The sequence below is a fragment of the Acinetobacter sp. WCHAc060042 genome (assembly GCF_003231195.1).
In the GTDB taxonomy this organism is placed as follows: domain Bacteria; phylum Pseudomonadota; class Gammaproteobacteria; order Pseudomonadales; family Moraxellaceae; genus Acinetobacter.
Genome location: NZ_QKVN01000043.1, coordinates 1 through 25,788, shown reverse-complemented (window position 1 = coordinate 25,788; position 25,788 = coordinate 1). Strand labels below are relative to the sequence as shown.

Genomic DNA, 25,788 nt, shown 5'->3' with positions numbered 1-25,788 from the left:
CTTAAAATTATCTAAAATTTAATACATCATAGCCACCACGGCCTAAATTTTGTAGAATACCCTTTTCTCCCCATGGTGCTTTTACATGACCGCTTGGACAGCTCACGTGACCGTCGCAACCGTTGTTGAAAAAGACGGAAAATTTCTGTTTGTTGAAGAACACAGCGCTGGTGTGACACATACAGTATTTAACCAACCCGCAGGTCATGTTGAATCAGGTGAAACCCTCATCGAAGCTGCCATTCGTGAAACAATGGAAGAAACTGGACATGAGGTGTCTATAGATGCGTTATTGGGCATTTATACCTATACACCGCCCATGTTTCCAGATCGTACCTATTACCGTTTCTGCTTTTTAGCGCAGTCACTTCATCACCATCCAACAGCCGAACTCGATACAGGTATCGTCGGTGCAGTATGGATGACTTTGGATGAACTACTCGAAACGGCTCGTGCGCGTAGTCCATTGGTGATTAAAGCAGTTCAAGACGCACTCGCGGGTCAAAAATATCCTTTATCGCTCGTTTATGAGCACCAAAATTCTCCTCTTATTTCAAGTTTGGATGCCTAGTCCTATGCAACAACGTGTCATCGTCGGTATGTCGGGTGGTGTAGATTCATCTGTTTCTGCTGCTCTTCTTCTTCAACAAGGTTATCAAGTTGAGGGTCTTTTCATGAAGAACTGGGAAGAAGACGACGGCACGGAATACTGCACAGCGATGGAAGACTTAGCCGATGCTCAAGCAGTCTGTGACAAACTAGGGATTAAGTTACACACCGCCAATTTTGCTATGGAATATTGGGATCGTGTATTTGAGCATTTCTTAGCGGAATATGCTGCGGGCCGTACCCCAAACCCAGATATTTTATGTAATAAAGAAATCAAATTCCGTGCGTTCTTAGATCATGCCATGCAACTAGGCGCGGACTTTATTGCAACTGGTCACTATGCACGTCGCGGCGAAACTATGACCAACTCTAAAGGTGAGGAATATGCACCTTTACTACGTGGTTTAGATAAAAATAAAGACCAAACCTATTTCTTACATGCTGTGCATGGCCGTGAAATTAATAAGACCTTGTTCCCAGTGGGTGAAATTGAAAAGCCAGAAGTACGTAAAATTGCGGAACAATATGACTTAGTCACGGCGAAGAAAAAAGACTCAACGGGCATCTGTTTTATTGGTGAACGTCGTTTTAATGACTTCTTAAAACAATACCTACCTGCACAAGCTGGAAAAATCGTCTTAGATGATGGCAAAGAGGTTGGTGAACATCACGGCTTAATGTACTATACGCTCGGTCAACGCGGTGGTATTGGTATTGGTGGTTTGAAAGGTGTCGCTGAAGGTGCATGGTTCGTTCTACATAAAGATATTGAAAACAACCGTTTGGTGATTGGTCAAGGTCATGAACATCCACTCATGCAAAGTACTACACTTTGGAGTGAAGCGATTGACTGGGTCGCAGGTGAAATGCAGATTCCTGAGACAGGTTTCCGTTGTACCTCTCGGACACGCTATCGCCAAGATGACCAAGATTGTGTGATCTTTAATGATCCGACTACCCCAGGTGGCGTACGCGTTGAGTTCGATGAACCCCAACGTGCCGTGACTCCGGGTCAGAGTGTCGTATTCTACTCAGGTGAAGTTTGTTTAGGCGGTGGCGTGATTCATCATACCAATGCTCCTAAACCTGATTTTATTTAAAGGATTTTAAGACATGGCTGAGTTACCGTTTCAACAGCCTCAAACTTTGAACGAACGTCAAAACCGAGCGTTGGCGTTGGCGGCTGTGTTTCAGTCTGCGCAACTGACACATATGACCGCCTTGAGCGGTCAGCAAAGTATTGGGGAAAGCGGTAACTTCTATTTAGAGCAGTTGATTAAAGCCAGTTTAAATATCCGACCAAAGGGCAACCAAAGCGGACAAACCTTAGACTTCTTTCATCAGCTGGCGGACATCTCCTTAGGACTGAAAACCTTAGAAAGTAGCATTACCCAACCCTTTAATACCTCACCCAAAACTCGAATTCCTAAATTATCCACTGCTAAACTTCCCATGACCTATGCCATGGCACTCTTACAATTAGAAAAGAAAGTGTATAGCAACCCCAAATTCGTTGAAATTATTGAACAGTCCCAACAAAAAATTTTAAGACAGCTTTCTTTTTTCGATAATAACTATTTGCACCCAAGCATCATTGCCAACCTCGCACAAACCTACGTAGACACTGCAGGACAAATTAACCCACGCATTATGGTGCGAGGCAATGCAGAAGCATTTAAAGATTCATCACATACCAACCGCATTCGTGCTTCCCTCTTTACAGGCTTACAATTGGCACATTTATGGCGTCAGCTCGGTGGAAGTTCATGGGGCATGGTGTTTAGCAAACGCAAATTGCTTAAAGATATTCAAGATCTCGCTCGTTTACAGTATCAGGTGATTTAACACATAATCGACGGGCTTTTTAGTTTTACGTTTAATTCCAAAGTTTAAGGAATCGCTATGAACGCTTTAACCGCACTTTCTCCATTAGATGGACGCTACGCTAGCAAATGTGATGCGCTTCGTCCTTTCCTCTCTGAGTTTGGTTTAATCCATGCTCGTGTGACTGTTGAAGTGCGTTGGTTACAAGCGCTTGCAAACCGTCCAGAAATCACTGAAGTCCCTGCATTTAGCGCTGCGACCAATACTGCACTTGATGCAATTGTTGCTGATTTTTCTGAAAGCGATGCAAATCGTATCAAAGAAATCGAACGCACTACAAATCACGATGTAAAAGCGGTTGAATACTTCCTGAAAGAAAAAATTGAAGGTATTGAAGAACTTAAAAATGCAGGTGAATTCATTCACTTTGCATGTACATCTGAAGACATCAACAACTTGTCTCATGCACTAATGCTGAAAAGTGGTCGTGATGTATTGGTTACCTCTATGCAGCAAATCATTGACTCAATCGTGGCATTGTCTGAAAAGCATGCTGACCAACCTATGTTGTCTCGTACACATGGTCAGACTGCAAGCCCAACCACTTTGGGTAAAGAAATGGCGAACGTAGCATATCGTCTTGCACGCCAAATCAAACAATTCAAACAAGTTGAACTTTTAGGCAAAATTAACGGTGCGGTAGGTAACTATAACGCCCACCTTTCTGCTTACCCAGACATTAACTGGCCTGCGCACTCACAAGCATTCGTTGAGTCTTTAGGTCTAAGCTTTAACCCATACACCACTCAAATCGAACCACATGACTACATGGCGGAACTGTTTGATGCTTTACGTCGTTTCAATACGATTTTGATCGACTTTAACCGTGACGTTTGGGGCTACATCTCTTTAGGTTTCTTCAAGCAAAAACTGAAAGACGGTGAAGTGGGTTCTTCAACAATGCCACACAAAGTGAACCCAATTGACTTTGAAAACTCAGAAGGCAACTTAGGCTTAGCCAATGCAGTATTGGCTCACTTGGGTGAAAAACTTCCAATTTCTCGCTGGCAGCGTGACCTAACGGACTCAACTGTACTACGTAACATGGGTGTTGGTTTTGCACAAAGCTTGATCGCTTTTGAAGCATGTTCAAAAGGTATTGGTAAACTTGAACTGAATGCTGCACGTATTGACGAAGACTTGAACAATGCGCAAGAAGTTCTAGCTGAACCAATTCAAACCGTTATGCGTCGTTACAACGTTGAAAAACCATACGAGAAACTAAAAGCATTAACACGTGGTCAAGCGATGACGCGTGACATGATGGTTGACTTCGTTAATGGTAATGAACTTGAAGCTGTTCCTGCTGCTGACCGTGCACGTTTAGCGGAAATGACGCCTGCAACCTATACAGGTAATGCAGCTGAACAAGCAAAACAAGTTGCGGACTTAATTTCTAAAATCTAACTTTTAGAAATTAAAAAAAGCGAAGCTTAGGCTTCGCTTTTTTATTTATAATACAAACAAGCATATTGCACACATCTCATTGAAAAAATAAAAAGATGACAACCATACTGAAAACATCAACCACAGAAAATCCCATCAACAATCAACTGGAAAGGCCACATTGGATCTGTCTCATCCTGCTTTGTTTAGCAGTGGCTTTGGCTTCAATCCACCCGCTTGAACTCAGCTCTTATATCTTGCATCAGGTCGGAACTGTGTTCATGCTAATTACGCTGATCATTTGTCTGTATAAACTCGGACTCAGCTTGATGAGTTTTGTGCTGTATATTGTTTTTTTGCTGATTCATATACTTGGCGCACATTATCTGTATTCTTATGTACCCTATAATGAATGGTCGATCCAATACTTAAACCTTGACCTCAACCAGAGTTTAGGTTGGACACGTAATATGTATGATCGCTTTGTACATTTAGCATACGGTCTACTGCTCTACCCATTTTTCTATCGTGTATTTCAAGTCTGGTTACCGCAACTTTCAAAACTGACACTATTCCTTTTGGTGATTCAGTTTGTGATGGCAAGCAGTCTGATTTATGAATGGATTGAATGGCTGATTGCCATGGGGCTCTCTCCAGAAGATGCTGAAAATTATAATGGCCAGCAAGGTGACATGTGGGATGCTCACAAAGATATGCTATTAGCAACCGTTGGCTCAATCATCACAGGCATCATTTACTTATTTAAAAGTTAATCAGCAGTTAGTCGAATAGAGGCAACTGATGACTGTACAAAATTGATTGCACGTATTGTAATTGATGCACGAAACTTTAAGCAGACCATAAAAAACACCACGTTGGTGGTGTTTTATAAACATCAATCTTTTGCAGACTCATCTGCTGGCACTTCTGTGATACGACCACCACGTGCGAGAAAAGCAGCCACTTCATCTTCTAGCGCTTGGCGCTGTTTCAATTTCGCAGTCACAGTGAGTGTCTCAGCTTCGGCAACATCACCATCACTTGCTGCATTTTCAGAAGAATCTGATGCGCCCTTTTCAGCGGCTTGAGCTTCGTCCTCATCAACCGCTGAGTCTTCTACATCATCATAATCATTTGAATCAGTCATCTTAATCTCCCCACAAATGACCTTTAAGGTTCCAATGTATTACTGGTTTTCAATTATGTTGAAATTTAACAAGCTCTCAGCCTTTCGCATAGTCTTATTCAACAGAAAATCGTATCTTTTTTAATCAAAATCGTAATCTTATTTTACGACTGGCTAAAAAATAACACTTCCCGTCTTAGACAGCATAACGCGTCTCTTTGAGCAACCCTAAACCATTAGCCTGTGTCATAAAAGCATCTTTTAATACAGGCAATTTTTCAACCTGTTTCAAACCAAAGTTTCGTGCCCACACTACGGGAAAGAGTTGTGTAGTTTCCATCCAACCAATCGCAGACATGCTATGCATCATGGCATCATTTTGTCCTTTACGGCGGTGTTCATAACGCTTCAATGTTTGCTCATTTGCCCATACGCCACGTGCTAGATCATGTAGTAATACATCACACAGTACAGCCGCATCAAGACAACCAATATTCACACCTTGCCCCGCCAACGGATGAATCACATGAGCTGCATCACCAATTAAAGCCAAACCCGCTTTAACATATTGTTGTGCAGCACGTGCTTTGAGTGGGAAAGTAGCACGCGGTGTCGCTTCCAACACTTCGCCTAACATGTGGTGACTTTCTCGCGTTAACAGCTGGGTAAATTCAGCATCTGAAAGGGCTGCATATTCTTCTGCATAGTCATCAGGTAAAGTCCATACGATAGACTGCCAATGCCCTGCTTGCTCTGGTTTTAAACTCGCCATTGGTAAAAATGCCAAAGGGCCAGTTTCTAAGAAAATCTGACGTGCAACATATTGATGTGGCCGTGCCGTCCGAATGGCGCAACTCAAGCCCGCCTGTTTGTAGTCGAGTACATCAATATCAATAAATGCTTGCTCTCGTACAAAAGAGTTTGCACCATCTGCGCCAATCACCAGTTTGGTTTTTAGTACCGTGCCATCAGCTAAATGGATATACCATAGCCCAACACCTTCTTCGACACGGGCAACTTTAACTTGGGTGCGGTAATCATTGAGTACAGTAAGCATCTGCTGTTGAATGGCTAAATTAAGCAAACTTGGCTCAACCATAGAACCGAGGGCTTGTTCGCCTTGCGGTTCCTGCTGGGACGCATGACCAAAGTTAATTTCACCATAGCCATTTTTATTCCACACCTGCATGCCGCTATACGGCATCTGGCGGGCAATTTTATCCCAAACATCAACAGTTTTAAGTAGGTGTATCGTTGCTTGACTGAGTGCCAAAACACGTGGGTTGGCAACACTTAAGGTTTTTTGTTCATCTAAAATAGGTGCAGCATCCAGTACGGTAGCCTGCACACCGCCTTGCGCTAAAAGCAAAGCTGTCAGTCCACCCACCAAACCACCGCCAATAATCACGACATCTAAAATATCAGTTTGAACTTGACTCATGCTTTTAGCCCCATGGCATAGTTGGCAACGAGCGGTTTAATGCCCGGAATCGTATCAAACGCGACCAGCCCCGTGTTTCGAATAAATTTTAAGATCGGGTTGCTGTTGCTAAAGCCACGCACTACAGAGTCGCAGAACTTAATCACACGCTGTTGGTCAGTCAAACGTGAAGCCTCATAGGCTTGCAGCATCTCAGCATCACCCAAGTCTGCATTTTGCGCAATTTGTTCCGTTAGGTAACGGACTAAGACGTGCGCATCTCGCATACACAGGTTAAAACCTTGCCCTGCAACGGGGTGAATGGTATGCGCGGCATTGCCCATTAACACCACCCGTCCTACGGCCTGCCTTTCTGCTAGTACTTGTGACAATGGAAAACTAAAACGCTTACCTGTTTTTTGGAACTTTCCTGCGCGGTCGCCATAGGTTTCTTGCAAGGCAGCTAAGAAATGTTGGTCATTTTCATCGCCCAACCATTCACCTTCTGTGCCTTTTTTCACAGGCCAAACCACTGAACGACGGTATTCCCCCGGAAGAGGCAATAGTGCCAATGGCCCTAAGCTACTAAAACGCTCAAAACCCACATGGTGATGTGGTTTTGAGGTTTGTACAGTAGTCACAATAGCGACTTGGTCATAATCATGTTCCGAAGTACCTATTCCTAAGGCTTTACGGCAGAATGAATCACGTCCATCTGCAGCAATGACAAGTTTTGCTTGCAGTGACAGCTGTTCTTCTCCACGACTCGCTTCTATGTATGCCATATCGGCATCTTGGGTCAGTTGGGTGACTTGTACACCATCAATCAACTCAATGAGTGGCTGTTTTTGAACTTCCGTCAGTAGTACACGACCAAGCCATGCGTTTTCGATGACCTGTCCGAAGCTTTCGACTTTTTCTTGTTCTGCTTTAAGGCGCGCCTTACCAAAGCTACCTTGTTCGGTAATATTTACTTCTAAAATAGGCGTTGCATGCTCTTGTAAAGCGTTCCATAAACCCAGTTCTTGGTAAATTTGGACTGTACGACGAGAAAGTGCGCTGTTTCTTGCATCAAAACTAGAATGATATGGAGCAAGGTTTACATCATCATAATTTGGGTATTTGATCGCCTCTAAAAGCTTCACCGTAATGTTTTGTTTGGCTAACATCAACGCCAGACTGAGTCCGACCATACCACCACCAACTATGATGACTTCTTGTTGCATGCTTCTATCCTTTTTATGGCGTACCTAAAGTCAAAAACTTCAAATACCTATAAGTTTTAATGGATTTATATTACATCAAAGATTTTCTTTTTTATAATGAAATGGATGTTTTTGCGTACTTTCAGCGTAAAGTGCTCTGCCATCATTTAGAAAAGACAGTCTTTTTTTGATTTCCATCAAAACTTGTTCAGCGCACTGTTTAAACAGACTTATAAGAAATGTGGAGCTTTGACCTCATAATAAGCGTGTAACGTGAATAATCACCAAAAAGCCCAACCAATTCAGATTGAGCTCTTTAAAAGAAAGTAAGTATTTGAATTTAAAATATAATTTAAAGAATTATGTATAAGGTGTATTATGTTAATTTTAAGAAAACCTAACTCTTATGTACTATCAAGAAAGTGGAAACCAACCTTTTCTTGTTTCAATTTCATTCCATAAATGATCAGGAATGTATAAATCAGGATCCCTTCTATTAATTTCTAACTCTAATAAAATTTGCTCTGATTCATTCTGGGCTAGTTTCACCCAATCAGTGTTCATGACTATGGCCTTACCAATAGCAACTAATGGCAAGCCCAATGTTAGTGCTTGTTCGGCTTGAACTGGTGTCCTAATTTTTCCAGCTGCAATTAATGGGATTCTATTATTTAGATGTTCCATAATATGCTCAATTGTTAGCAGCTCATTTGTACTTTGCACTGGTTTACTATTTAAAATGTCTGTTAATGAAACGTGTAGATAATCAATTTCCGCTTCAACTAAACGATCTATAAGCTGCAAACTATCACAAATGCGCAAACCGTTTTCATCATATTCCTCCACGGAAATTCGATAACCTAATACAAACGGTTTTTGAGCATGTTGCTTGATTACTCGCTTCACTTCATTCACAACTGCTAATGGAAAATTCATACGTTTCTCAAGCGTCCCGCCCCATTCATCGGTGCGTTGATTAAATAGCGGTGAGAAAAAGTTTTGAATCAGAAAACCGTGAGCACCATGCAATTCAACACCATCGAATCCTGCTTCAATTGCTCTTCGTGTCGTTTCACCAAAGGCATGAACAATATCTAAAACCTCATTATGGGACAAAGCACGGGGCATCATTTTGCTATCAACGAAAGATCCTGCTGGTGTATTCATCGCACTTGCACTCACCACATCGCCATTCGGAATCAAGTCAGGCAAAGCCTTATTACCTGCATGGAAAATTTGCAATATTGCAGGTGCTCCACCACTTTTAGCCGTTTGAGCTAATTCTCTTAAACTTGGAATAAAGCGGTCATCAAATGCCGCAAGTTCATTGGTAAAGCCAATCCCATTTTCTGATATATGAGTACAGCCAGTAATGACCAAACCAACACCCTGTACACGCTGGCGAAGATATTGCAATTCTTGCTCTGAAATCGTTCCATCATCATTCGCAGACCATGTAGTCATGGGTGCCATGATGATTCTATTGCGTAAGGTCATGTCTTTAGTTAATGAAAAAGATTGGAATAACGTAGGATTTTGGATGGTCATGTTTCATCTCATAAATTTAGCGATCTTAAAAGGCGATCTTCTGAATAAAAAAGGCATCAAATCTGATGCCTTTTTATCAGGATTTTTCTTATAGATTGGCTTTATAGAATGGAATTAATTTCTCTAAAGCCTTCGCTACAGGTTCAGGCTTGTCATAGAGGTCATAGTGAGACCAACCATCTACAATGACTAACTCTTTATTTGTCGACGCTGCACGATTGATAATCTCAAAACCATCACGATATGCACCAAAACCGCCCGGTTTACTACCCACAACAATCATTAAAGGTTGAGTCAATAGAACTTCTGCTAAATGGAATGCATCCCACCCGACAGCAACAGCATTATGTGAAAATAATGTTTTGTTCACACCATTCGGCTTCTCACCACGAGCAGTACGATAATATTCAGTGGCTTCTAATGGATCTATATCCGCATTATCCGCTTTCGCAGCTTCAACCGTAGGGTATAACCCTTGATCGACACGAAGTGGTGTACCTTTAGCTTCAGCAGTTCGTTGTACAGCAATTGCTTCCAAGAATGCAATAGGATTACCAGCACTGGCTTCACGCATGACTCGGCCATAGTTTGCACCAGTAATTGTGCCTACTGCTTTAATTCGTCGCTCAGTCATTGCTGCATTGATAGAGTAACCACCACCACCACAAATGCCGAGCACACCAATGCGGTTTTCATCAACATAGTTTAAAGTCACCAGATAATCAGCAACTAAACTGAAATCCTCGACACGTAATGTTGGATCTTCGATATAGCGTGGCTCACCACCACTTTCTCCTTGAAAGCTTGCATCGAAGGCAATAACAACAAAACCAGCTTTTGCTAAAGCAACGCCATATACATTGCCAGAGGTTTGTTCTTTACAGCTTCCAATAGGGTGAGCACTGATAATTGCAGGGTATTTTTTGCTTTCATCAAAATCGTCAGGAAAATATAAATCAGCTGCGATTTCCCAGTATGGTGCTTTAACTTTTACACTTTTCATTGTTCATTTACCTTGTAATTAGAACTTCATGGATTACATGAAGTAGGGTTTATCAGCATCAGAATTAGGTTTGCTTACACCTAAGTTCTCTTTTGAATATAATTTCGGGTTTTCAATGATTTGATTCACCAAATAAGCAATGCTTTTTCTTGATACCACTGTACCTTTAAAAGCATCGGCTTTATGTGTGATCTCAAAATCAACTTCGTTTTCATCTGTTAACCAAGCAGCTCTAAGAATCGTGTAGTCAAGATTAGAACTCTCAATTAAATCCGCAGACTTACGGTATGGCGGAAAATATTCACCAATTTCTTTATTGTTCCACTCTCCAAATTCACCTGGGACTTCGTCGTAAATTCCAAGCGTATTAATTGAAATCAGCCGTTGAATTTTGAGCGTATTCATCCCAGCGACAATGTTCTGAGTTTGTCCTTCCATATCTCCTGCAAGGTTTGCATAAACCACGTCTTGATCTTTCATCGCATCAGTTAACTGATCAATGTTAAGAACATCACCTTCAATGATGCGAGTATTTGTCATAGGTAGAGGTGCTAACTTATTTTTGTCTCTCACAAACAGCGTAAGGAAGATGTCTGGTTGATTCTGTAAAAAAATTATAGCCAATTGTGCGATTTGCCCTGTGGCACCAAGCACCAATACATTTTTCATGGTGATGTTCCATAATTTCTTTGATGGAATTTATCTTAACAAGCTATTACTTGCATGATTAGAGGCTATAATCATATTGCCTTCATTAGTAATTCTTATTAATTGGTTCATTGATATGAAAACAAATTTAAATGATTTACATGCTTTTATTGCCGTAGTTCAAAATGGAAACTTTACCAAAGCGGCTTCTGCTCTAGGTTCTACACAATCCGCTGTGAGTCAAAGTATAAGTAGTCTTGAACAGAACTTAGAACTAAAATTATTCAACAGAACAACTCGAAGTGTCACTTTGACAGAAGCAGGAGAAAAACTATTTGAATATGTTGGGCATCAATTAGACGACATTAATTTAGGATTGGAACGTCTAAGTTTAATGAAAAACAAGCCACATGGTCGGGTGAGAATCACGGCAGATGACTTTTCAATAAAATGCTATATCTTTAATAAAATCAAAAAAGTAGTCAAAGAATATCCTGAAATCACCATTGAATTGATTTCCGATAATCGGCAAGTTGATATTGCGCAAGAAGCTTATGATGCGGGGGTTCGTTTGGGTCTGTCTATCGAAAAAGATATGATTGCAGTGCCAATTAGCCACCCAATCAAAATGTGCTTAGTTGCATCCCCTGAGTACATGCAAGGTAAAACTGAAATCACAAGCATTCAGGATCTTAACCAGCACTTTTGTATAGGCATTAAGCTATTAACGAGTAATTCCCTGTTGCCATGGAACTTCAAGCTAGGAGACAAGCAGCTGAACTATAAACCGCAGGGTAATTTAATTTTTACAGGCGTAGATCGCGTGCTTGATGCTGTTGTTGATGGATTAGGTGTGGCCTACTTACCATTAGACATCGTGAAAGGCTTATTAGATACAGGAAAATTACTTAGCTTTTTAAATGAGAATGTTTCGACCTATCCACCGCTTTATTTGTTTTACACAAGCCGCCGTTTTAACTCCCCAGCATTTCAAATCGTATGTAATGCGCTAAAGGAAAATTAATATGATCGAGGTCTATCAGAATTCTTAACTAAATATCCTCCCATTTAACAAAATAGCGTTATACGAAACGAGAGTGCTAGAACCTAGTTAAAGTGCATCTAGCTCCGTTAACACAATCCTAAGCGTCCGAATTGCGGAAGCACGGAAAATAGTATTAGTTCCGTCAAAAGACGGATTTTTATCTGTCCAAGCGATTGCTGCAAGACATTGAATACCCACATAGAATAGAAATTTCATTTTAGGCACTGTCTGTTTATATGTATATTCCCAACCTTCTAAAAAAGCATTTCGCAATTCCAGATCAGAGAAATCTATATCCACCCAAACAATTTTCGCTAAATCGTAGACCGCATCTCCAATACGGGCAGCGTCAAAGTCTATAATACCCGAAATCCGATTTTCACTGTCTGCAAGGATATTTCGACCAATATAGTCACAATGCAGTAAATTAAGCTGTGTTGGCTCACATATAGCTTTACCGTACTTTTGTAACTCATTCAATTGATCACAAAATTCGTGATGATCGGATGACAATGGATTGATACGCGACATCCATTTGGAGATCATCAATTCCAAATGTTGACTCCACAGCCTTGAATGTGTCAATAAGCCATCTCGATCTTGCCAGAACCTCATATTCAATAAGCGAGTCTGTGAAATTCCACGATGAAGTTCACCCAAAGCTCGTCCTGTATTCCTAAGCAAAGAGACTTTCTGTGCCCGCGTACAATTCTTCAATACTTGATCGACTTGTGTACCTTCAAGAGCACTCATAACAATGACAGAACAATTCCCCCATTCAAATTTATTAAATACCTTTGGTGTTAATGGAAACTCCTTGAGCGCTTCTAAGATTTCATAGTAACGTTCATTAGCCGTTTGATTATTTGCTATTTTAATAAAGACTTTTCCTTGAGAGGATTGTCCTTGATACACGGAAGATCCATTTCTCTGTGTAACCAAATGTAACGTCTTTGCCTGAATCCTATGCTTTAAATCATATAAATCTTTCATACTGCCGAATGTCTGTTGTTAGTAAAATGATGATGAAATAATTAATTTTTTTATTCATAAATATTATAGGTTTCTATTTAATATAAACACCTTATAAAAAATAAAAGCCGATCTCATGATCGGCCTTTATACAGTAAATGATATTTATCGTGCCATTAACGCTTCTATCTCTTCTACCGACTTCACCACTTTCACAGTCAAATTCAGTGGACCGTTTTGGGTTGCTACGATGTCATCTTCAATACGAATACCAATGCCATGCCATTTCGCATCGACAGTCTCATCATCAGGTGCAATGTACAAGCCCGGTTCAACCGTCACCACCATACCTTCTTCATAGGCACGCCACACACCTTCTTGTTTATATGAACCCACATCGTGAACGTCCATACCCAACCAGTGTCCTGTGCCATGCATATAAAACTGACGGAAACTTTCCTTTTGGATAATCTCTTCAATATCACCTTGCATAATGCCCAAATCAAGCAGACCTTGAACTAAGATGCGCACAGCAACATTATGTGGTTCTTTATACGAGTTTCCTATACGCACTGCGTCAATTGCAGCAAGTTGTGCATCGAGGACTACATTATAAAGTGCTTTTTGCTCAGGGCTGAACTTTCCGTTGACGGGAAAAGTACGGGTAATGTCTGAAGCATAGTATTCATATTCACATGCTGCGTCGATTAAGACCAAATCACCATCTTTTAGCTCTTTATTGTTCTCTACATAGTGCAGAATGCAAGCATTTTCACCACCACCAACAATGCTGTTATACGACGGCACGCAGCCATTTTGACCAAATACATAATTCAGTTCAGCTTCTAGAGCATATTCCATCATGCCTGGCTTAACAGTTTGCATGGCACGAGTATGAGCTTGTGCAGAAATATCAGAAGCTGTTTGCATCAATGCAATTTCTTGTTCTGATTTAAACAAACGCATTTCATCTAAAATGCGGTCTAGCTGAATGACTTGCGCAGGTGCAGCAGTCCCACGACGTGACTCACCGTTAGCAGTCGTGATCCATTTTGCTACACGCGCATCAAATTCAGGTTGTTGCCCAATGCGATAGAATAATTTTTCTTTGCTTAAAAGTTTTTCAATGATTTCTTCATCTAACAAATCTATCGCATAGGCTTCATCAGCTTCATAGTCTTCTACCGCACCATCTACACCTGCACGATAACCATTCCAGATTTCCATCTCACGGTCACGTTCACGGCAGAACAAACTGTAGCTATAACCATCTTCATCGTCTTCGGCAAAGGTTTCGATGACCGCCACGGCTTCGGGCTCAGCAAAACCTGTCAGATAAAAAAAGCTGCTATCGGTACGGTATTTATAGTCTGCATCACGATTACGCATCGCCACCGGGCTAGTTGCGATAATGGCAATACTATTCGGACCCATTTGTTCAGCCAAACGGTCACGGCGTTCCTGAAAATCCACTTGCGTTAGTTTCATGTTTGATCTGTCTTTTTTATACCAAAGAATAAAAGTGCCACGCGCACCTTATCTTGTACGCGCAGCAAGTCTTATGCCAATTAGCTTGGGCGATGCGGTGTAAACATTTCTACAACATTGTTCGCTTCTGTTACAGAACGATCCGCTTGTTGCTTGTTATGAAAGTGTTTAAGTAAAGAACTTTCCTCAACTGCAATCTTTTTGCGACCGACAGATAAGCTCACAGGAATTAAACGAACAAACTCATATAACTCTTGATAGCTCTCCTCACCCTCTTCATCATCATCAGTTTCTTCAAACTCAACTGCTGCCACATCTTGTAAATGTTCAATCAGCTCCATTTCATCTGGACGAATATGACCTGACGCCAAACCGAAGCCCAGCACTACGCCTGCGCACCAATCCGCCAAAGCTTGTACACGGTCTGCGAGCGTATGCGTGTCATCGGGAAGTAATGGTAAATAGTCCAATTCATCTTCAGAAAGTGCATGTGAGACATCTTCAGCTTCATCTGCTAATAAAGCCAAAGCTTCTTCGCTTAACTCTGGAATTTCTAAAGTCGCTAAGATATGTTGCCATTCCTCACGACTTGGTGCCTGAGTTACACAAATGATACCTGTAAGCAAACCATGTAACTCACTTGGGCTAGAAATCTCTTCAATTTTAGAAAAATTTGGCTGCCATTCTGACCAACCTGAAATATCGTCTTGCATTCGTTTATCCAATCTCTATACTTCTTATATATTACCTTTGTTTGCAACACTGTGCGACCACGATATGTTAGAAGAATTACAGCGTCTACAGGCGCATATTGGCATTTTAAAAACGCGACTTGCTCATTTTGAAAGTGAAAATAGCACTTTAAATGCAGCCAAACTGGATGCTGAAGAACAGCACCGTTCTCAAGTTGTGCAAAAAAATGGCTTAATTACCCAGAAACAAGAACAAATTGATGATTTAACTGAGCAATTAAGTAGCGCTCAGACCCAATATCAACACTTGAATACTGATGCGACTGCTTTGGCCGATCGTTATAGCCGTTTGGAAAAAAGTTGTACGGATTTAAAAAATCGCTTTCAGGAAATCTTGGCTGAACGTAATGAATTACGTGCAATTAAAGAAAAATTGAACAATGATCAGCGTCAAGCGCAGCAAGAAATCCAAGCACTTCAGCAAGAACGTGAAAGATTGTTACAAAAAAATGAACATGCCAAAGCTAAAGTCGAAGCCATCATCCAACGTTTAGCTATTTTAGGTACAGAGCAAGACCATCACGCGCAAGAAATTCAGCAACTTGCCCATCCAACAGAAGCTGGTGAGGAAGTTTAATCATGAGTGAACAAATTACTGTTGAATTACGTGTCTTAGGTCATAGTTTTCGTTTAGTCACAACAGAAAAAGAGAAAGCTGACCTTGAACGTGCAGCGCTACTTTTAAATGATAAATATGATGAATTTCGTCGTAAAGCACCACGTGTAGAACCTAGTAAAATCATAATTATGGTGGCGCTTGAGTTAATGCAAGAAGTTCTGTCTATGAATAAAACGCTACAAGAATATGCACATGCAGAACGTTTGTTAGCGAGCATTATTGAAGACGTTAAAGATTTTACCTAAAGTGCTTTCATTTTTGCATAAACTATCAACACTTGTGCACGAGTTTACAGTTCGTAGCGGTCTATGAGTTGCCATCAACGTGAGATGCGTTATACTTAAGGCAACTCTGAGGTGTTCGCCAGCGGGTCTATTCCCCTGCCGATACTTAAACTTATGGATTGTGTTCTGTATATTTAGAGTGTATGCCCGTCTTCGAGCGGGAAACCCAGCAAGTATACGTCGCGTCCACCTTGAACTCATCGGGTTCAGGGTAACGACACATGCAGCGGCATCTTCGGAGTACTTTATTTTTACCAATAACAACAAGTTACAATAAAACATATCTCTTATTCTGTTTATGTAAATTCACATAAATCATCAAAAGTAGGCATATAGTAGGCTCTGCTGCTATAGATTATTTCGTATTATTAAAAGTCTGTTGATTTAACAACCTAGGAAATGAAACTATTTGAAGCCCACCATTGAACAGGTAGAAAAGCTTTATCTTAATTTCGTCTCAACGTAGATATAGAGCAAGCCCATACGAAGAAAATATTCTTTCTTTATTTGTTAAATCTTTATCGAACCATTTTTCTACTTTATTTATCCATACAACAAAGCCACTCTCACTCATTTTTAAAAATGTCCAAACGAAAAACCTGACTTAGCCAGTTGCTGCATCAGGTTCATTCAGATGATTAAATTTTTAGCAAATTGAGCCAATGATCTGCTCTGCGTGACAAGTTGCTCCTTGCTGAACCGTCAATTGAATCACTCCGCTTTGATGCGCAAGTACAGGGACTTCCATTTTCATGGCTTCCATAATCGCAACCACTTGCCCCTCTGCGACCTGCTCCCCGTTTTCTATTTTCCAAGTGCTAATCACGCCATTGATCGGTGCAAGTAAATGTTCAGCACGCATGGCTGTTTCTGTAGCTGGTTGGTCTTGAGCAGTGATGGTAGAGTTTTGTGCAAACATGCCCGCTGGTAAGCCTACACGATGTAATTTTCCATCAATTTCAATATAGCTGAGTAACATCGGTTGTTGATGATTCGGAATACTGCGTTTCGTTGGTTTTAAGTCTTGCTTAAAATCATTTTCAATCCAACGAGTATGGACATTAAATGTGTCGGCAAAATCAGCTTCATTTAATACAGCACGGTGAAAGTCTAAAACCGAAGCAACCCCTTCAATTTTAAATTGCTTAAGCGCACGTTTTGCACGAGCAATAGTAACCTCACGTGTTGGACCTGTGATAATCAGTTTTGCCATAAGCGAATCAAAATGACTCGATACCAAAGAGCCTGTACGAACACCTGTGTCTACGCGTACGCCCTGACCAAACGGTGCTTCAAATAAACTCAATACACCAAATGCAGGGATGAAGCCACGAGCAGGGTCTTCAGCATTGATACGAAACTCAATGGCATGCCCTTGTACTTTCGGGGTTTCTTTGATTAAAAGTGAATGACCTTGAGCCACGCGAATTTGCTCAACCACCAAATCGACTTTGGCCGTTTCTTCTGTAACAGGATGTTCCACCTGCAAGCGGGTATTAACCTCTAAAAATGAAAGCTTTCCATCACGGCTCAGCAAATATTCAACTGTACCCGCACCGACATAGTTGGCTGCCTGACAGATATTTTTAGCCGAAGTTAAAATTTCTTGATATATCGCATCGCTGATAAAAGGCGCTGGCGCTTCTTCAATCAGTTTTTGATTACGACGCTGTAGCGAACAATCACGTGTGCCTAAAACCACAACATTGCCATGTTGATCGGCAATCACTTGTGCTTCAACATGGCGTGGTTGATCCAAGTATTGCTCAACAAAACATTCACCACGCCCAAAAGCAGCTTGTGCTTCACGTACAGCCGAATCATACAGCTCTTTTACATCTTCCAGTTTCCAAACGACTTTTAAACCTCGACCACCACCGCCAAATGCGGCTTTAATCGCAATGGGTAAACCAAACTGCTTTGCAAACTCGAGGGCTTCATCAGCAGTATTTAAGGGGTCTTGTGTGCCTTGAACTAAAGGTGCGCCCACTGAAGCGGCGATTTTACGTGCTTCAATTTTATCACCCAATTTTTCAATGGCACTTGGCGATGGTCCGACCCACTTTAAGCCTGCATCAATCACTGCCTGTGCAAATTCAGCACGTTCAGATAAAAAACCATAACCCGGATGAACCATGGTTGCTTTGGATTTTTTAGCAACATCAATAATGGCTGGAATATTTAAATAGGTTTCACGTGCAGTTGCACCTGCCAAACCCCATGCTTCATCCGCCAGTTCGACATGCATACTATCTATATCGTCATCGGCATATAAAGCAACTGAGCTAATACCCATATCACGGCAAGCATGAATAATACGAACGGCAATTTCACCACGGTTTGCAATTAATAATTTTTCAGTCGTCATCATTTATTCTCAAAATCTGTAAATTCGGTCATTTTTTTAAATTTGATTTGGCAACCTGCTGGAATCTGCGCCACTAGGTCCCAATGGTGCTTCGCCACAGAAGCAATGACGGGGTAGCCACCAGTTAAAGGATGGTCATTCATAAACAGTACAGGTTGTCCGCTTGGCGGAATCTGCAAGGCACCAATACAAGTTCCCTCACTTTCCAACTCATGGGTAATTTTGCGCTGCAACGGCTGCTCACCTGAAAGCCTCAGCCCAACCCTATTACTTTCATTGGTCACCAGCCAAGCTTGCTGACATAAGCGCTCAATGCTCTCTACTTCGAACCAATCCGTTCGCGGTCCCATCACAATGTCGAGCTCTACTACATCGCCAACTTTAGGCAAGTGCAACTTCGCAACTTCGGTGACACTAATATTTGAAACTTCAACCTGTCCTTGATAAACCGTATCCCCCGTTTTTAGAGGTTCTGGCCCTAATACAGCCAAACTATCAAATGAGGCACTCTTCAGCACAGGTTGCACGTCGATACCGCCACGAATTGCCAGATAATTCCTCAGCCCTGCCGTCGGTGCTTGAATCTGAAATTCATCACCATCATCAAGGGCAATCGCTTGATAGCTGTCAAAGTCAGCCTTTTGGCCATCACTAAATTTCACATGGATGTTTGAAATTGCTCCCGTAACCGCAATGACTGCGGACTGATGCATTTTGGCTTTCAAACCACCATTTAAAACTTCAATCACAGGCGTCGCAGTTGGGTTACCGACAATTCGATTGGCACTGTGCATCGCCGATACATCCATCGCCCCTGCAACACCCACACCAATATTGGTCTGGTTAAAACGCCCTTCATCTTGAATCAACATCTGTAGGCTCGGTGCAGTTACCGTAAACAAAGGCATGGATTGTTTCAGCTCAACTTTACGAGTGACTTGCTGTGCTATGCTAACCGTGGTCGGTTGATGCGTGACATCTTCAAAATGTACCGTCATTCCCGGTAACAGTAGCGCTGGATTTTTACGCTCCAAATCCCACATTTTTTCAGCAGTCGTACCGATCAACTGCCAACCTCCCGGACTGTCTTTCGGGTAAATCCCTGAATATTGTCCTGCCAGTCCCAAAGAACCCGACGGTATTTTTTTACGTGGTACGGCTAAACGAGGAATATCTGTAAAAGGTCGATCGGGACTGCTCATATAAGCAAAGCCTGGCGCAAAGCCAATAAAAGCCACATTCCAAACACTTTGACGATGCTTCAAAATCACATCAGCCATTGAAAGCCCTTGTAACTCTGCAACTTGAGCAATATCTTCGCCCGTATAGCAGATAGGAATAATCAACTCTTGGACATTACGCTCAATGCCTGAACCGATTTTTACAGTCTGAATCGAAGCAACCAGTGTTTTAAATGTAGTCTCGATTTCATTAAAAAAAACCAAAATCGTTTTTGCAGCAGGGACTAAGTCTTTAATTCCATTCAATTGCATCGTGTGCAATTTATTGTACAACGCCAATGTTTCCTCTAGGCTGGCAAGCTCTATAAGAAAACAATCCGCGTTTACCGATAAAAAACGCATATGCCTATCCTTTTAATTGTTCTTTAGTGCCGCTTAACCCATCCATGCACGATCAGGAATGTCGGTAATCAACATATGACCGGGAGCATGGCTTATGGCAAAAGGAATTTTTGAGTTCATCACCGCTGCTTGTGGGGTTACACCACAAGCCCAAAACACAGGAATTTCCCCAGCCTCAATACGTGAAGCATCACCAAAGTCTGGCTGATTCACATTACGAATGCCTAAACCTTCAGGATGTCCAATATGTACAGGCGCACCATGCACACTTGGCATCCGTGCTGTAATTTTGACGGCATCCGCGATTTGATGGGATGGAATTGGGCGCATAGAAACCACCATGTTGCCAGAAATACGCCCCGCAGGCTGACATGGAATACTACTCAAATACATCGGCACATTGGTCTGATCATGGATATGACGAACTTCAATGCCCGCCTCTTGCAGTGCAGTTTCAAAAGAAAAACTACAGCCAATTAGAAAGGTCACTAAGTCAGGATGCGCATGATAAATGTCACTCGCATCGGTTACTTCATCGACCATTTCACCGTCTTTCCAAATGCGATAACGTGGGAAGTCCGTGCGTATATCTGAGTTTTCTGCCAGTCTCGTGGCATATACACCTTCCTCTAGCACGTCTAAAACAGGACAGCTTTGCGGATTGCGATGAGCATAGAGTAGAAAATCATAAGCCCAATCTTTAGGCACTGAAATCATATTGACCTGCGTCATGCCCGCAGCCATACCCGCCGTTGGTTTGTCAAAGCCTGCACGAATTTTTAAACGCGCGGCTAAAGCGGCTTCAAGCTGCGCTGAATCGACTCGGATATCCTTATACATTGCTTACTTCCTCATGCTTTAAGACAAAGGGACGAATTTCAATATGATGATTTAACAGTTCAGCTTTAATCGCGGCCGACATCTCTAAAGCACCTGCGGTGTCACCATGTAAGCAAATTGTGTCCGCTTGAATAGGGGTAAAGATCCCGTCAATCGACTCAACACCGCCATTTTTCAACATAGACACCACACGGCGTGCCACAAAGGCTGAATCATGTAAAACAGCCCCATCCAAACGACGTGAAACCAATGAACCATCACTGTTATAAGCACGGTCTGCAAATGCCTCAGAGACAACCTTTAAGCCTGCTGCACGTGCTTGCTCAACCAAGTGGGAACCTGCCAGTGCCACCAAAACCAGTTCTGGGTTATACATTTTGATAGCATCAATCACCGCAGCGGCCTGAACTTGATCGTGTGCAATGGTGTTATACAGTGCGCCATGGGGTTTCACATATTGCACGTGAGAACCAGCCACTTTGGCTAAACCATCCAGTGCGGAAATTTGATACAACACATCGGCAATCAGCTCATCACGTGACACATCCATATTACGGCGACCAAAACCGACGAGGTCTGGATAAGATACATGCGCGCCAATCGTGACATTCAATTCAACCGCCTTACGCAGTGTTTTTAAAATCCCCAGCGGATCTCCTGCATGAAAGCCACATGCAATATTGGCACTTGTCACCACGGGTAGAATTTGGTCATCATTGCCCATTTTCCACGAACCAAAACTTTCACCTAAGTCACTATTTAAATCTACAAACATGGCTCAATTCCTTTATCACTTCACCGTCGTCTGGCTTAAAGTTTGGTTAAATAATTAAAGACTGTGGTAAAGGACATATAGCCCATCCACCATGTCAACATACATGTGAGTACACCCAAAATAAGTAACCATTTTGGATAGTTATAATTCCCCATCATATCTTTACGGCAAGCGGCAACATAAACAAAAATCGTTAACCCAATTGGCAATACCAAACCATTAAAGCCACCAACAAAAATCAACAATCCAGCAGGTGTCGCGCCCAGTACGACATACAGTAATAACGCTAAAGCGATAAATGTAATGGTGGTGTAGTTGGTTTGTTTAGGACTAAGATTTTTCTTAAATGCAGTAAAGAATGAAACCGAAGTATAAGCGGCGCCAATGGTACTACTGATCCCTGCTGCCCAGAAAATCAAACCAAATAGTTTATAACCAAAAGTTCCTGCGGCATATTGAAAAGCTTGTGCTGCTGGATTGGCATCATGGCTGGCTAAATCAATCGTTGCACCACTCACCACCACGCCCAAAAAAGCTAAAAACAGCACATAGCGCATGATGCCTACAACCACAATACCTTTGGTTGCAGCTCTTGCGACTTCATCAATATTTTCAGGGCCAACCGCGCCTTTATCCAGTAAACGATGGGCGCCTGCATAACAGATATAGCCGCCAACCGTTCCACCGACAATCGTGGTGATAATGGCAAAATCAATCTGGTCAGGTGCAAACGTTTGATGAACAGCTTGGCCCACAGGTGGCATCACAATGACGGCAACAATGATAATCAAGATGATTTTGAGCAACCCCAAAACGATCATGCTTTTATCCATGGCTAGCGTAGCTTTTCTTGAAGCAAAAATTAAAATGGCCAAAGCACCACTTAAAATGCCACCCCATTTGGTGTCTAATCCAAATAAGGCATTGAGACCTAAAGCCGCGCCTGCAATATTACCAATACTGAAGAAGAACCCACCCAAAATGACCAAAAAAGCAAGTAAGTAACCACTACCCGGCAAGGCTTTATTGGCAATATCCGAGGCACGCATTTGCGTCAGCGTGACGACACGCCAAATGTTTTGTTGAACCACATAATCAATCAAAATAGACACGAGAATGGCAAAGCCAAACGCCGCACCCAATTTCACAGTAAAGACCGCGGTTTGAGTAAGAAAACCAGGTCCCATTGCCGAGGTTGCCATCATGAAGATTGAAGCAACAATGGCCCATTGGCGATCTGATAAAAAAGAAGATTTTAATAAAGACATATTTAATGCGTTCCTCGTCCATTTGAGCTTAATAACGCTATTTTCAAGTTGAACCTAGAACATCATTTTGTTTGCAAATTCTGTTCTTAAATTCCTTTAACTGACAAAGATTCCCTGTTGCCCAACCAAAGCCATGGTGGATCAAATCTTCTATTTGAAATAAGAACATAGGCAAGCGTGAGGAACAATACGACTTTTTACATCCTTCATTAAAACTAAATAACTGTATTTTATTATTTTTTATTTATTAAAAGTCTAATGATAAATTTTACTTATCACGCACGATAAGCTGCTTTTATGGTTTTCCAAACAAATTACGTTTTGAGATAAAGTAACTTCACTTGTCAAAAAACTGGTACGCCTCAATTATTTTTTGATTTTTTCAAGCAATCTTTTCATTGCACTTTCAGAAACAGTGACTGCGACATCGGTTAATTTCTCTTTCAAGGCTGCATCATTGCCTTGCATATAAATCGAGGTGAAATGAAAGGTTTTTAGCTGGATCGGGGTATTTAAAATTTCCAAACGACCATCTGTAATTTCCTTTAACGCCGTTAAGGTCGGCACAACGGCTATCCCTAAACCTTGCTCCGCAAGACGCAATAAGGTCGCAAGCGAATAACTGGTAATTGAAAGCGGCTCATCCAGTGCCTGTTCTTTCATTTTGGCCTTGAGCTCTTTATAGGGATAGGTAATTTTTGGATAGGTTAAAATGGTATGCGACATCAATGCCTTAAAAGACATCTGGCCCACACCACCTTTAAAAGATGGAGCTGCCAAGAAACTCAGCTCAAAGTCACACAGCGCCTGCTCTACACACTCGAAAGCCAAAGTCGGGCCCAGTAAAAAGGCCATGTCCAAATCCCCTGTACGCACACCTTCTTGCAAATTTGGGGTTAAATCCACCACAATTTCCACAGAAACTTTGGGAAACTCTTTTTGTACTTTTTCGATATATTCAACCAACCACGTATAAACAATCGTCTCCGAAACACCTAAACGAATCGTTCCTGTGAGGTGTTGGTTTTCAGTCAGCTCAGCCACCAAATCGGTTTCCAAACGCATAAACTTTTCAGCATATTTAAACAGGGTCATGCCTTTATGGGTGGGTTTAAGCTGTCGAAAACCGCGATCAAGGACTTTAAAACCTAAATCATTTTCTAGAGCAGTGATTTTTTGGGAAACTGCAGGCTGAGTGGTTTGTAATTTTGCAGCAGCCTTATTGAAGCTATTTAAGGTCACAACCCAATAAAATGCCTCTAGACTTTTTAAATTCACCTTAAATCTTGTCCTTATTCGATTCCAGTTATCGTACAGTAGTTACCACTCTTTTTAAGTGATACTACTTCAGTCTACAAAATAGGATAAAAACCAGTAGATCTAAATTTATACAGCATAATATTTTGATCTAAAAAGTAATTTATCAAAGCTCTTTTAAGGTTTAAGTTTTTCCATTTTGACATCACCATTTGCATAAAATTCAACAGTATTCCAACCTAAGTGCTTATAAAACTGATATGCCCGACTTTTTGAGTCTGTTTCTAAGTAAATACGATTATATTTTTGAAATAATAAGGTTTCTGCCTCTTTCATTAACTGTTTTCCAAAGCCTTTCCCTTCATGATCGGGATGTACAAAACTTGCAAAAACCATCCCCGCTTTAAAATCAACTATTGAGAAACCAAGTACCATCCCTACCTTTTCCACAACCCAAATACATGGTTCACTTTCCATCATCGCCAAAACTGAAATTGGGGTAATACCCATCTCTGTCAATTGCTCTAGGGAAAGGTGATTTTCTTTTACACTGATTCGGATATCAAAAATTGATTTGATATCATGTGGCGTGGCCAGTCTAATCAATTGCATATACTTCTCTAAATTTTATTTTCAATAAATACCATTAAGCTCAAACGCTTATTCTCGACTACTGCCAATGCCCATTTGAATGGTGAAAATACTGTTTGAGTTTAGGTTTTCATAATGCACTGTGCCCTTATGTGCAATCACAATGGCATTGACCACCGCAAGTCCAAGGCCAGTTCCACCAAACTCTTTATTGCGTGACTGTTCCAAGCGAAAGAAAGGGTCGAATAAATGTTGTTGAAATTCTTCAGCAAGCCCTGGTCCATTATCAGCAACTTTTAGCTGCCACATTTTTCCATCAGTTTGAGATGAAATAGTTAACTTTCCTGCATTTGCATAACGAATAGCATTATCAATCAAAGCAATCAATATTTGTTCAATACGGCGTTGGTCACAAAAAACAGGCGTTGTTTCCAAATCCAATACTGGTGTTAAATCTGCCTGTATCAAACGCTCTTCAAATATTTTCAATACCTTATCAACACTGTCTTGCAGATTAACCCATTCATAATTTAAACTTAGCTGTTGATTTTCAACCAAACTCAGCGTACGTAAGTCTTCCACCAAATGCGAAAGGCCTTCAACTTGGTTTAATAAACTCTTGATTAAGGCTGGATTGGGTTCAAAAACACCATCTACCATGCCTTGCAAACGTCCCTGTAAAATCGTGATAGGAGTTCGAAGTTCATGGGCAATTGCGGCATTCCAAACTTGCGCATTTTGTACAGAAACTTCAAGTTTATATGCCATATCATTAAAATGTTGTACCAACTCAGAAATTTCAATCGAGTGTCCTTGTGTATCTTCAGCCCTTGCGGACAAATCCCCCTGACTAATTTTCTTAGCAGCTTCGACCAAAAAATTGAGGGGCCGAATAAACCGCTGTGCGAGATACATCCCAATGATTAAAGAAATAACTGAGCCACAGAAAATCACGGTCGCCAACCAAATCCAATCGACAAAATGAAATTCATTCCAGTCTTCTTGCAATGCGCTTAAAGTAATCCAACCTGCATCAATCGCGTAGTCATAAATAAAGTACCCGAGAACAATAGAAAATAGCGTCACGCTTAAATTGACAATACTTAAGGCGATAAAT

The 25,788-nt window shown here is 41.4% G+C and carries 24 protein-coding genes, 1 other RNA gene and 1 pseudogene; 9 read left to right on the top strand and 17 right to left on the bottom strand.

Going from position 1 to position 25,788, the window contains the following annotated elements; translation table 11 throughout:
- Positions 1–85 precede the first annotated feature (85 nt).
- From DPG01_RS15610 to DPG01_RS15590, 5 genes are all read left to right on the top strand, one after another.
- Positions 86–571, top strand: coding sequence for an NUDIX hydrolase (locus DPG01_RS15610; protein WP_110975727.1), 486 nt, complete (start codon positions 86–88; stop codon positions 569–571).
- 4 nt (positions 572–575) lie between these two features.
- Positions 576–1,709: a tRNA 2-thiouridine(34) synthase MnmA gene (gene mnmA, locus DPG01_RS15605; RefSeq protein ID WP_086207814.1), complete on the top strand. Its 1,134-nt coding sequence runs from the start codon at positions 576–578 to the stop codon at positions 1,707–1,709.
- Between the two features lie 13 nt (positions 1,710–1,722).
- Complete coding sequence (gene hflD / locus DPG01_RS15600) at positions 1,723–2,454, top strand: high frequency lysogenization protein HflD (protein ID WP_086207815.1); 732 nt, start codon at positions 1,723–1,725, stop codon at positions 2,452–2,454.
- Between the two features lie 57 nt (positions 2,455–2,511).
- Positions 2,512–3,900, top strand: coding sequence for an adenylosuccinate lyase (purB, locus tag DPG01_RS15595; RefSeq protein WP_110975726.1), 1,389 nt, complete (start codon positions 2,512–2,514; stop codon positions 3,898–3,900).
- Positions 3,901–3,995: 95 nt separating this feature from the next.
- Complete coding sequence (locus tag DPG01_RS15590; RefSeq protein ID WP_110975725.1) at positions 3,996–4,652, top strand: DUF2238 domain-containing protein; 657 nt, start codon at positions 3,996–3,998, stop codon at positions 4,650–4,652.
- A gap of 122 nt (positions 4,653–4,774) precedes the next feature.
- On the opposite strand, the gene DPG01_RS15585 is transcribed toward DPG01_RS15590, so the two are convergent.
- The 6 genes from DPG01_RS15585 to DPG01_RS15560 all read right to left on the bottom strand — a co-directional run bounded on the left by DPG01_RS15585 (position 4,775) and on the right by DPG01_RS15560 (position 10,850).
- Positions 4,775–5,026 carry a hypothetical protein gene (locus DPG01_RS15585; RefSeq protein WP_086207818.1) on the bottom strand — a complete coding sequence of 84 codons (252 nt, stop codon included), beginning with the start codon at positions 5,024–5,026 and terminating at the stop codon, positions 4,775–4,777.
- A gap of 175 nt (positions 5,027–5,201) precedes the next feature.
- Positions 5,202–6,446, bottom strand: coding sequence for an FAD-dependent monooxygenase (locus DPG01_RS15580; RefSeq protein ID WP_110975724.1), 1,245 nt, complete (start codon positions 6,444–6,446; stop codon positions 5,202–5,204).
- Positions 6,443–7,651, bottom strand: coding sequence for a 2-octaprenyl-6-methoxyphenyl hydroxylase (gene ubiH, locus DPG01_RS15575; protein ID WP_110975723.1), 1,209 nt, complete (start codon positions 7,649–7,651; stop codon positions 6,443–6,445). Before ubiH ends, DPG01_RS15580 begins: the two co-directional genes overlap by 4 nt.
- Before the next feature lie 393 nt (positions 7,652–8,044).
- Positions 8,045–9,178 (bottom strand): NADH-dependent flavin oxidoreductase, encoded by a 1,134-nt coding sequence (locus DPG01_RS15570; RefSeq protein ID WP_110975722.1) that lies wholly within the window; start codon positions 9,176–9,178, stop codon positions 8,045–8,047.
- Positions 9,179–9,266: 88 nt separating this feature from the next.
- Positions 9,267–10,181 (bottom strand): alpha/beta hydrolase, encoded by a 915-nt coding sequence (locus tag DPG01_RS15565; RefSeq protein ID WP_110975721.1) that lies wholly within the window; start codon positions 10,179–10,181, stop codon positions 9,267–9,269.
- A 33-nt stretch (positions 10,182–10,214) separates the two neighbouring features.
- Positions 10,215–10,850, bottom strand: a complete 636-nt coding sequence (locus DPG01_RS15560) for an SDR family oxidoreductase (RefSeq protein ID WP_110975720.1) — start codon at positions 10,848–10,850, stop codon at positions 10,215–10,217.
- A gap of 115 nt (positions 10,851–10,965) precedes the next feature.
- Between DPG01_RS15560 and DPG01_RS15555 the strand changes: the two genes are divergently transcribed.
- The gene (locus DPG01_RS15555; RefSeq protein ID WP_110975719.1) at positions 10,966–11,853 is read left to right on the top strand and encodes a LysR family transcriptional regulator; all 888 of its coding nucleotides are present in this window, start codon (positions 10,966–10,968) and stop codon (positions 11,851–11,853) included.
- 87 nt (positions 11,854–11,940) lie between these two features.
- On the opposite strand, the gene DPG01_RS15550 is transcribed toward DPG01_RS15555, so the two are convergent.
- From DPG01_RS15550 to DPG01_RS15540, 3 genes are all read right to left on the bottom strand, one after another.
- Positions 11,941–12,867: a phosphotransferase family protein gene (locus tag DPG01_RS15550; RefSeq protein WP_110975718.1), complete on the bottom strand. Its 927-nt coding sequence runs from the start codon at positions 12,865–12,867 to the stop codon at positions 11,941–11,943.
- A gap of 144 nt (positions 12,868–13,011) precedes the next feature.
- Positions 13,012–14,334 carry a Xaa-Pro aminopeptidase gene (pepP, locus tag DPG01_RS15545; RefSeq protein ID WP_110975717.1) on the bottom strand — a complete coding sequence of 441 codons (1,323 nt, stop codon included), beginning with the start codon at positions 14,332–14,334 and terminating at the stop codon, positions 13,012–13,014.
- A gap of 80 nt (positions 14,335–14,414) precedes the next feature.
- Positions 14,415–15,047: a UPF0149 family protein gene (locus DPG01_RS15540; RefSeq protein ID WP_086207824.1), complete on the bottom strand. Its 633-nt coding sequence runs from the start codon at positions 15,045–15,047 to the stop codon at positions 14,415–14,417.
- Between the two features lie 64 nt (positions 15,048–15,111).
- On the opposite strand from DPG01_RS15540, the gene DPG01_RS15535 reads away from it, so the two are divergent.
- The 3 genes from DPG01_RS15535 (at position 15,112) to ssrS (ending at position 16,235) form a co-directional block, all read left to right on the top strand.
- A complete protein-coding gene (locus DPG01_RS15535) occupies positions 15,112–15,663 on the top strand; it encodes a hypothetical protein (protein WP_110975716.1) in 552 nt (183 codons plus the stop codon).
- 2 nt (positions 15,664–15,665) lie between these two features.
- Entirely contained in the window at positions 15,666–15,950 is a 285-nt protein-coding gene (locus DPG01_RS15530; RefSeq protein WP_086207826.1) for a cell division protein ZapA, read from the top strand.
- Positions 15,951–16,050: 100 nt separating this feature from the next.
- A non-coding RNA gene (ssrS, locus tag DPG01_RS15525) (6S RNA) lies at positions 16,051–16,235 on the top strand.
- Positions 16,236–16,635: 400 nt separating this feature from the next.
- Here the strand turns inward: ssrS and DPG01_RS15520 are convergent.
- From DPG01_RS15520 to adeS, 8 genes and pseudogenes are all read right to left on the bottom strand, one after another.
- Entirely contained in the window at positions 16,636–18,357 is a 1,722-nt protein-coding gene (locus tag DPG01_RS15520) for an acetyl/propionyl/methylcrotonyl-CoA carboxylase subunit alpha (RefSeq protein WP_110975728.1), read from the bottom strand.
- Positions 18,357–19,940 (bottom strand): urea amidolyase family protein, encoded by a 1,584-nt coding sequence (locus tag DPG01_RS15515; RefSeq protein WP_110975715.1) that lies wholly within the window; start codon positions 19,938–19,940, stop codon positions 18,357–18,359. Before DPG01_RS15515 ends, DPG01_RS15520 begins: the two co-directional genes overlap by 1 nt.
- A 33-nt stretch (positions 19,941–19,973) precedes the next feature.
- Positions 19,974–20,780, bottom strand: coding sequence for a putative hydro-lyase (locus tag DPG01_RS15510; RefSeq protein WP_110975714.1), 807 nt, complete (start codon positions 20,778–20,780; stop codon positions 19,974–19,976).
- Positions 20,773–21,555: a LamB/YcsF family protein gene (locus tag DPG01_RS15505; RefSeq protein WP_110975713.1), complete on the bottom strand. Its 783-nt coding sequence runs from the start codon at positions 21,553–21,555 to the stop codon at positions 20,773–20,775. The genes DPG01_RS15510 and DPG01_RS15505 overlap by 8 nt, the downstream gene beginning before the upstream one ends.
- 35 nt (positions 21,556–21,590) lie before the next feature.
- Positions 21,591–22,845: pseudogene (locus tag DPG01_RS15500) on the bottom strand (NRAMP family divalent metal transporter).
- Between the two features lie 344 nt (positions 22,846–23,189).
- The gene (gene mumR, locus DPG01_RS15495) at positions 23,190–24,101 is read right to left on the bottom strand and encodes a LysR family transcriptional regulator MumR (protein ID WP_086208409.1); all 912 of its coding nucleotides are present in this window, start codon (positions 24,099–24,101) and stop codon (positions 23,190–23,192) included.
- 156 nt (positions 24,102–24,257) lie between these two features.
- Positions 24,258–24,692 carry a GNAT family N-acetyltransferase gene (locus DPG01_RS15490; RefSeq protein WP_110975712.1) on the bottom strand — a complete coding sequence of 145 codons (435 nt, stop codon included), beginning with the start codon at positions 24,690–24,692 and terminating at the stop codon, positions 24,258–24,260.
- A gap of 48 nt (positions 24,693–24,740) precedes the next feature.
- The coding region (gene adeS, locus DPG01_RS15485) for a two-component sensor histidine kinase AdeS (RefSeq protein ID WP_110975711.1) at positions 24,741–25,788 on the bottom strand (1,048 nt) is incomplete at its 5' end.

Excerpts from the sequence above, each read along its gene's own strand:
- DPG01_RS15520 (WP_110975728.1), bottom strand. The coding sequence starts at position 18,357 with ATGACGACTGAAAAATTATTAATTGCAAACCGTGGTGAAATTGCCGTT.
- DPG01_RS15490 (WP_110975712.1), bottom strand. The coding sequence starts at position 24,692 with ATGCAATTGATTAGACTGGCCACGCCACATGATATCAAATCAATTTTT.
- ubiH (WP_110975723.1), bottom strand. The coding sequence starts at position 7,651 with ATGCAACAAGAAGTCATCATAGTTGGTGGTGGTATGGTCGGACTCAGT.
- DPG01_RS15560 (WP_110975720.1), bottom strand. The coding sequence starts at position 10,850 with ATGAAAAATGTATTGGTGCTTGGTGCCACAGGGCAAATCGCACAATTG.
- DPG01_RS15515 (WP_110975715.1), bottom strand. The coding sequence starts at position 19,940 with ATGCGTTTTTTATCGGTAAACGCGGATTGTTTTCTTATAGAGCTTGCC.
- DPG01_RS15540 (WP_086207824.1), bottom strand. The coding sequence starts at position 15,047 with ATGCAAGACGATATTTCAGGTTGGTCAGAATGGCAGCCAAATTTTTCT.
- DPG01_RS15555 (WP_110975719.1), top strand. The coding sequence starts at position 10,966 with ATGAAAACAAATTTAAATGATTTACATGCTTTTATTGCCGTAGTTCAA.
- DPG01_RS15530 (WP_086207826.1), top strand. The coding sequence starts at position 15,666 with ATGAGTGAACAAATTACTGTTGAATTACGTGTCTTAGGTCATAGTTTT.
- DPG01_RS15580 (WP_110975724.1), bottom strand. The coding sequence starts at position 6,446 with ATGAGTCAAGTTCAAACTGATATTTTAGATGTCGTGATTATTGGCGGT.
- hflD (WP_086207815.1), top strand. The coding sequence starts at position 1,723 with ATGGCTGAGTTACCGTTTCAACAGCCTCAAACTTTGAACGAACGTCAA.
- DPG01_RS15550 (WP_110975718.1), bottom strand. The coding sequence starts at position 12,867 with ATGAAAGATTTATATGATTTAAAGCATAGGATTCAGGCAAAGACGTTA.
- DPG01_RS15585 (WP_086207818.1), bottom strand. The coding sequence starts at position 5,026 with ATGACTGATTCAAATGATTATGATGATGTAGAAGACTCAGCGGTTGAT.
- purB (WP_110975726.1), top strand. The coding sequence starts at position 2,512 with ATGAACGCTTTAACCGCACTTTCTCCATTAGATGGACGCTACGCTAGC.
- DPG01_RS15505 (WP_110975713.1), bottom strand. The coding sequence starts at position 21,555 with ATGTTTGTAGATTTAAATAGTGACTTAGGTGAAAGTTTTGGTTCGTGG.
- DPG01_RS15570 (WP_110975722.1), bottom strand. The coding sequence starts at position 9,178 with ATGACCATCCAAAATCCTACGTTATTCCAATCTTTTTCATTAACTAAA.
- pepP (WP_110975717.1), bottom strand. The coding sequence starts at position 14,334 with ATGAAACTAACGCAAGTGGATTTTCAGGAACGCCGTGACCGTTTGGCT.
- DPG01_RS15535 (WP_110975716.1), top strand. The coding sequence starts at position 15,112 with ATGTTAGAAGAATTACAGCGTCTACAGGCGCATATTGGCATTTTAAAA.
- DPG01_RS15510 (WP_110975714.1), bottom strand. The coding sequence starts at position 20,780 with ATGTATAAGGATATCCGAGTCGATTCAGCGCAGCTTGAAGCCGCTTTA.
- DPG01_RS15565 (WP_110975721.1), bottom strand. The coding sequence starts at position 10,181 with ATGAAAAGTGTAAAAGTTAAAGCACCATACTGGGAAATCGCAGCTGAT.
- DPG01_RS15610 (WP_110975727.1), top strand. The coding sequence starts at position 86 with ATGACCGCTTGGACAGCTCACGTGACCGTCGCAACCGTTGTTGAAAAA.
- DPG01_RS15590 (WP_110975725.1), top strand. The coding sequence starts at position 3,996 with ATGACAACCATACTGAAAACATCAACCACAGAAAATCCCATCAACAAT.
- mnmA (WP_086207814.1), top strand. The coding sequence starts at position 576 with ATGCAACAACGTGTCATCGTCGGTATGTCGGGTGGTGTAGATTCATCT.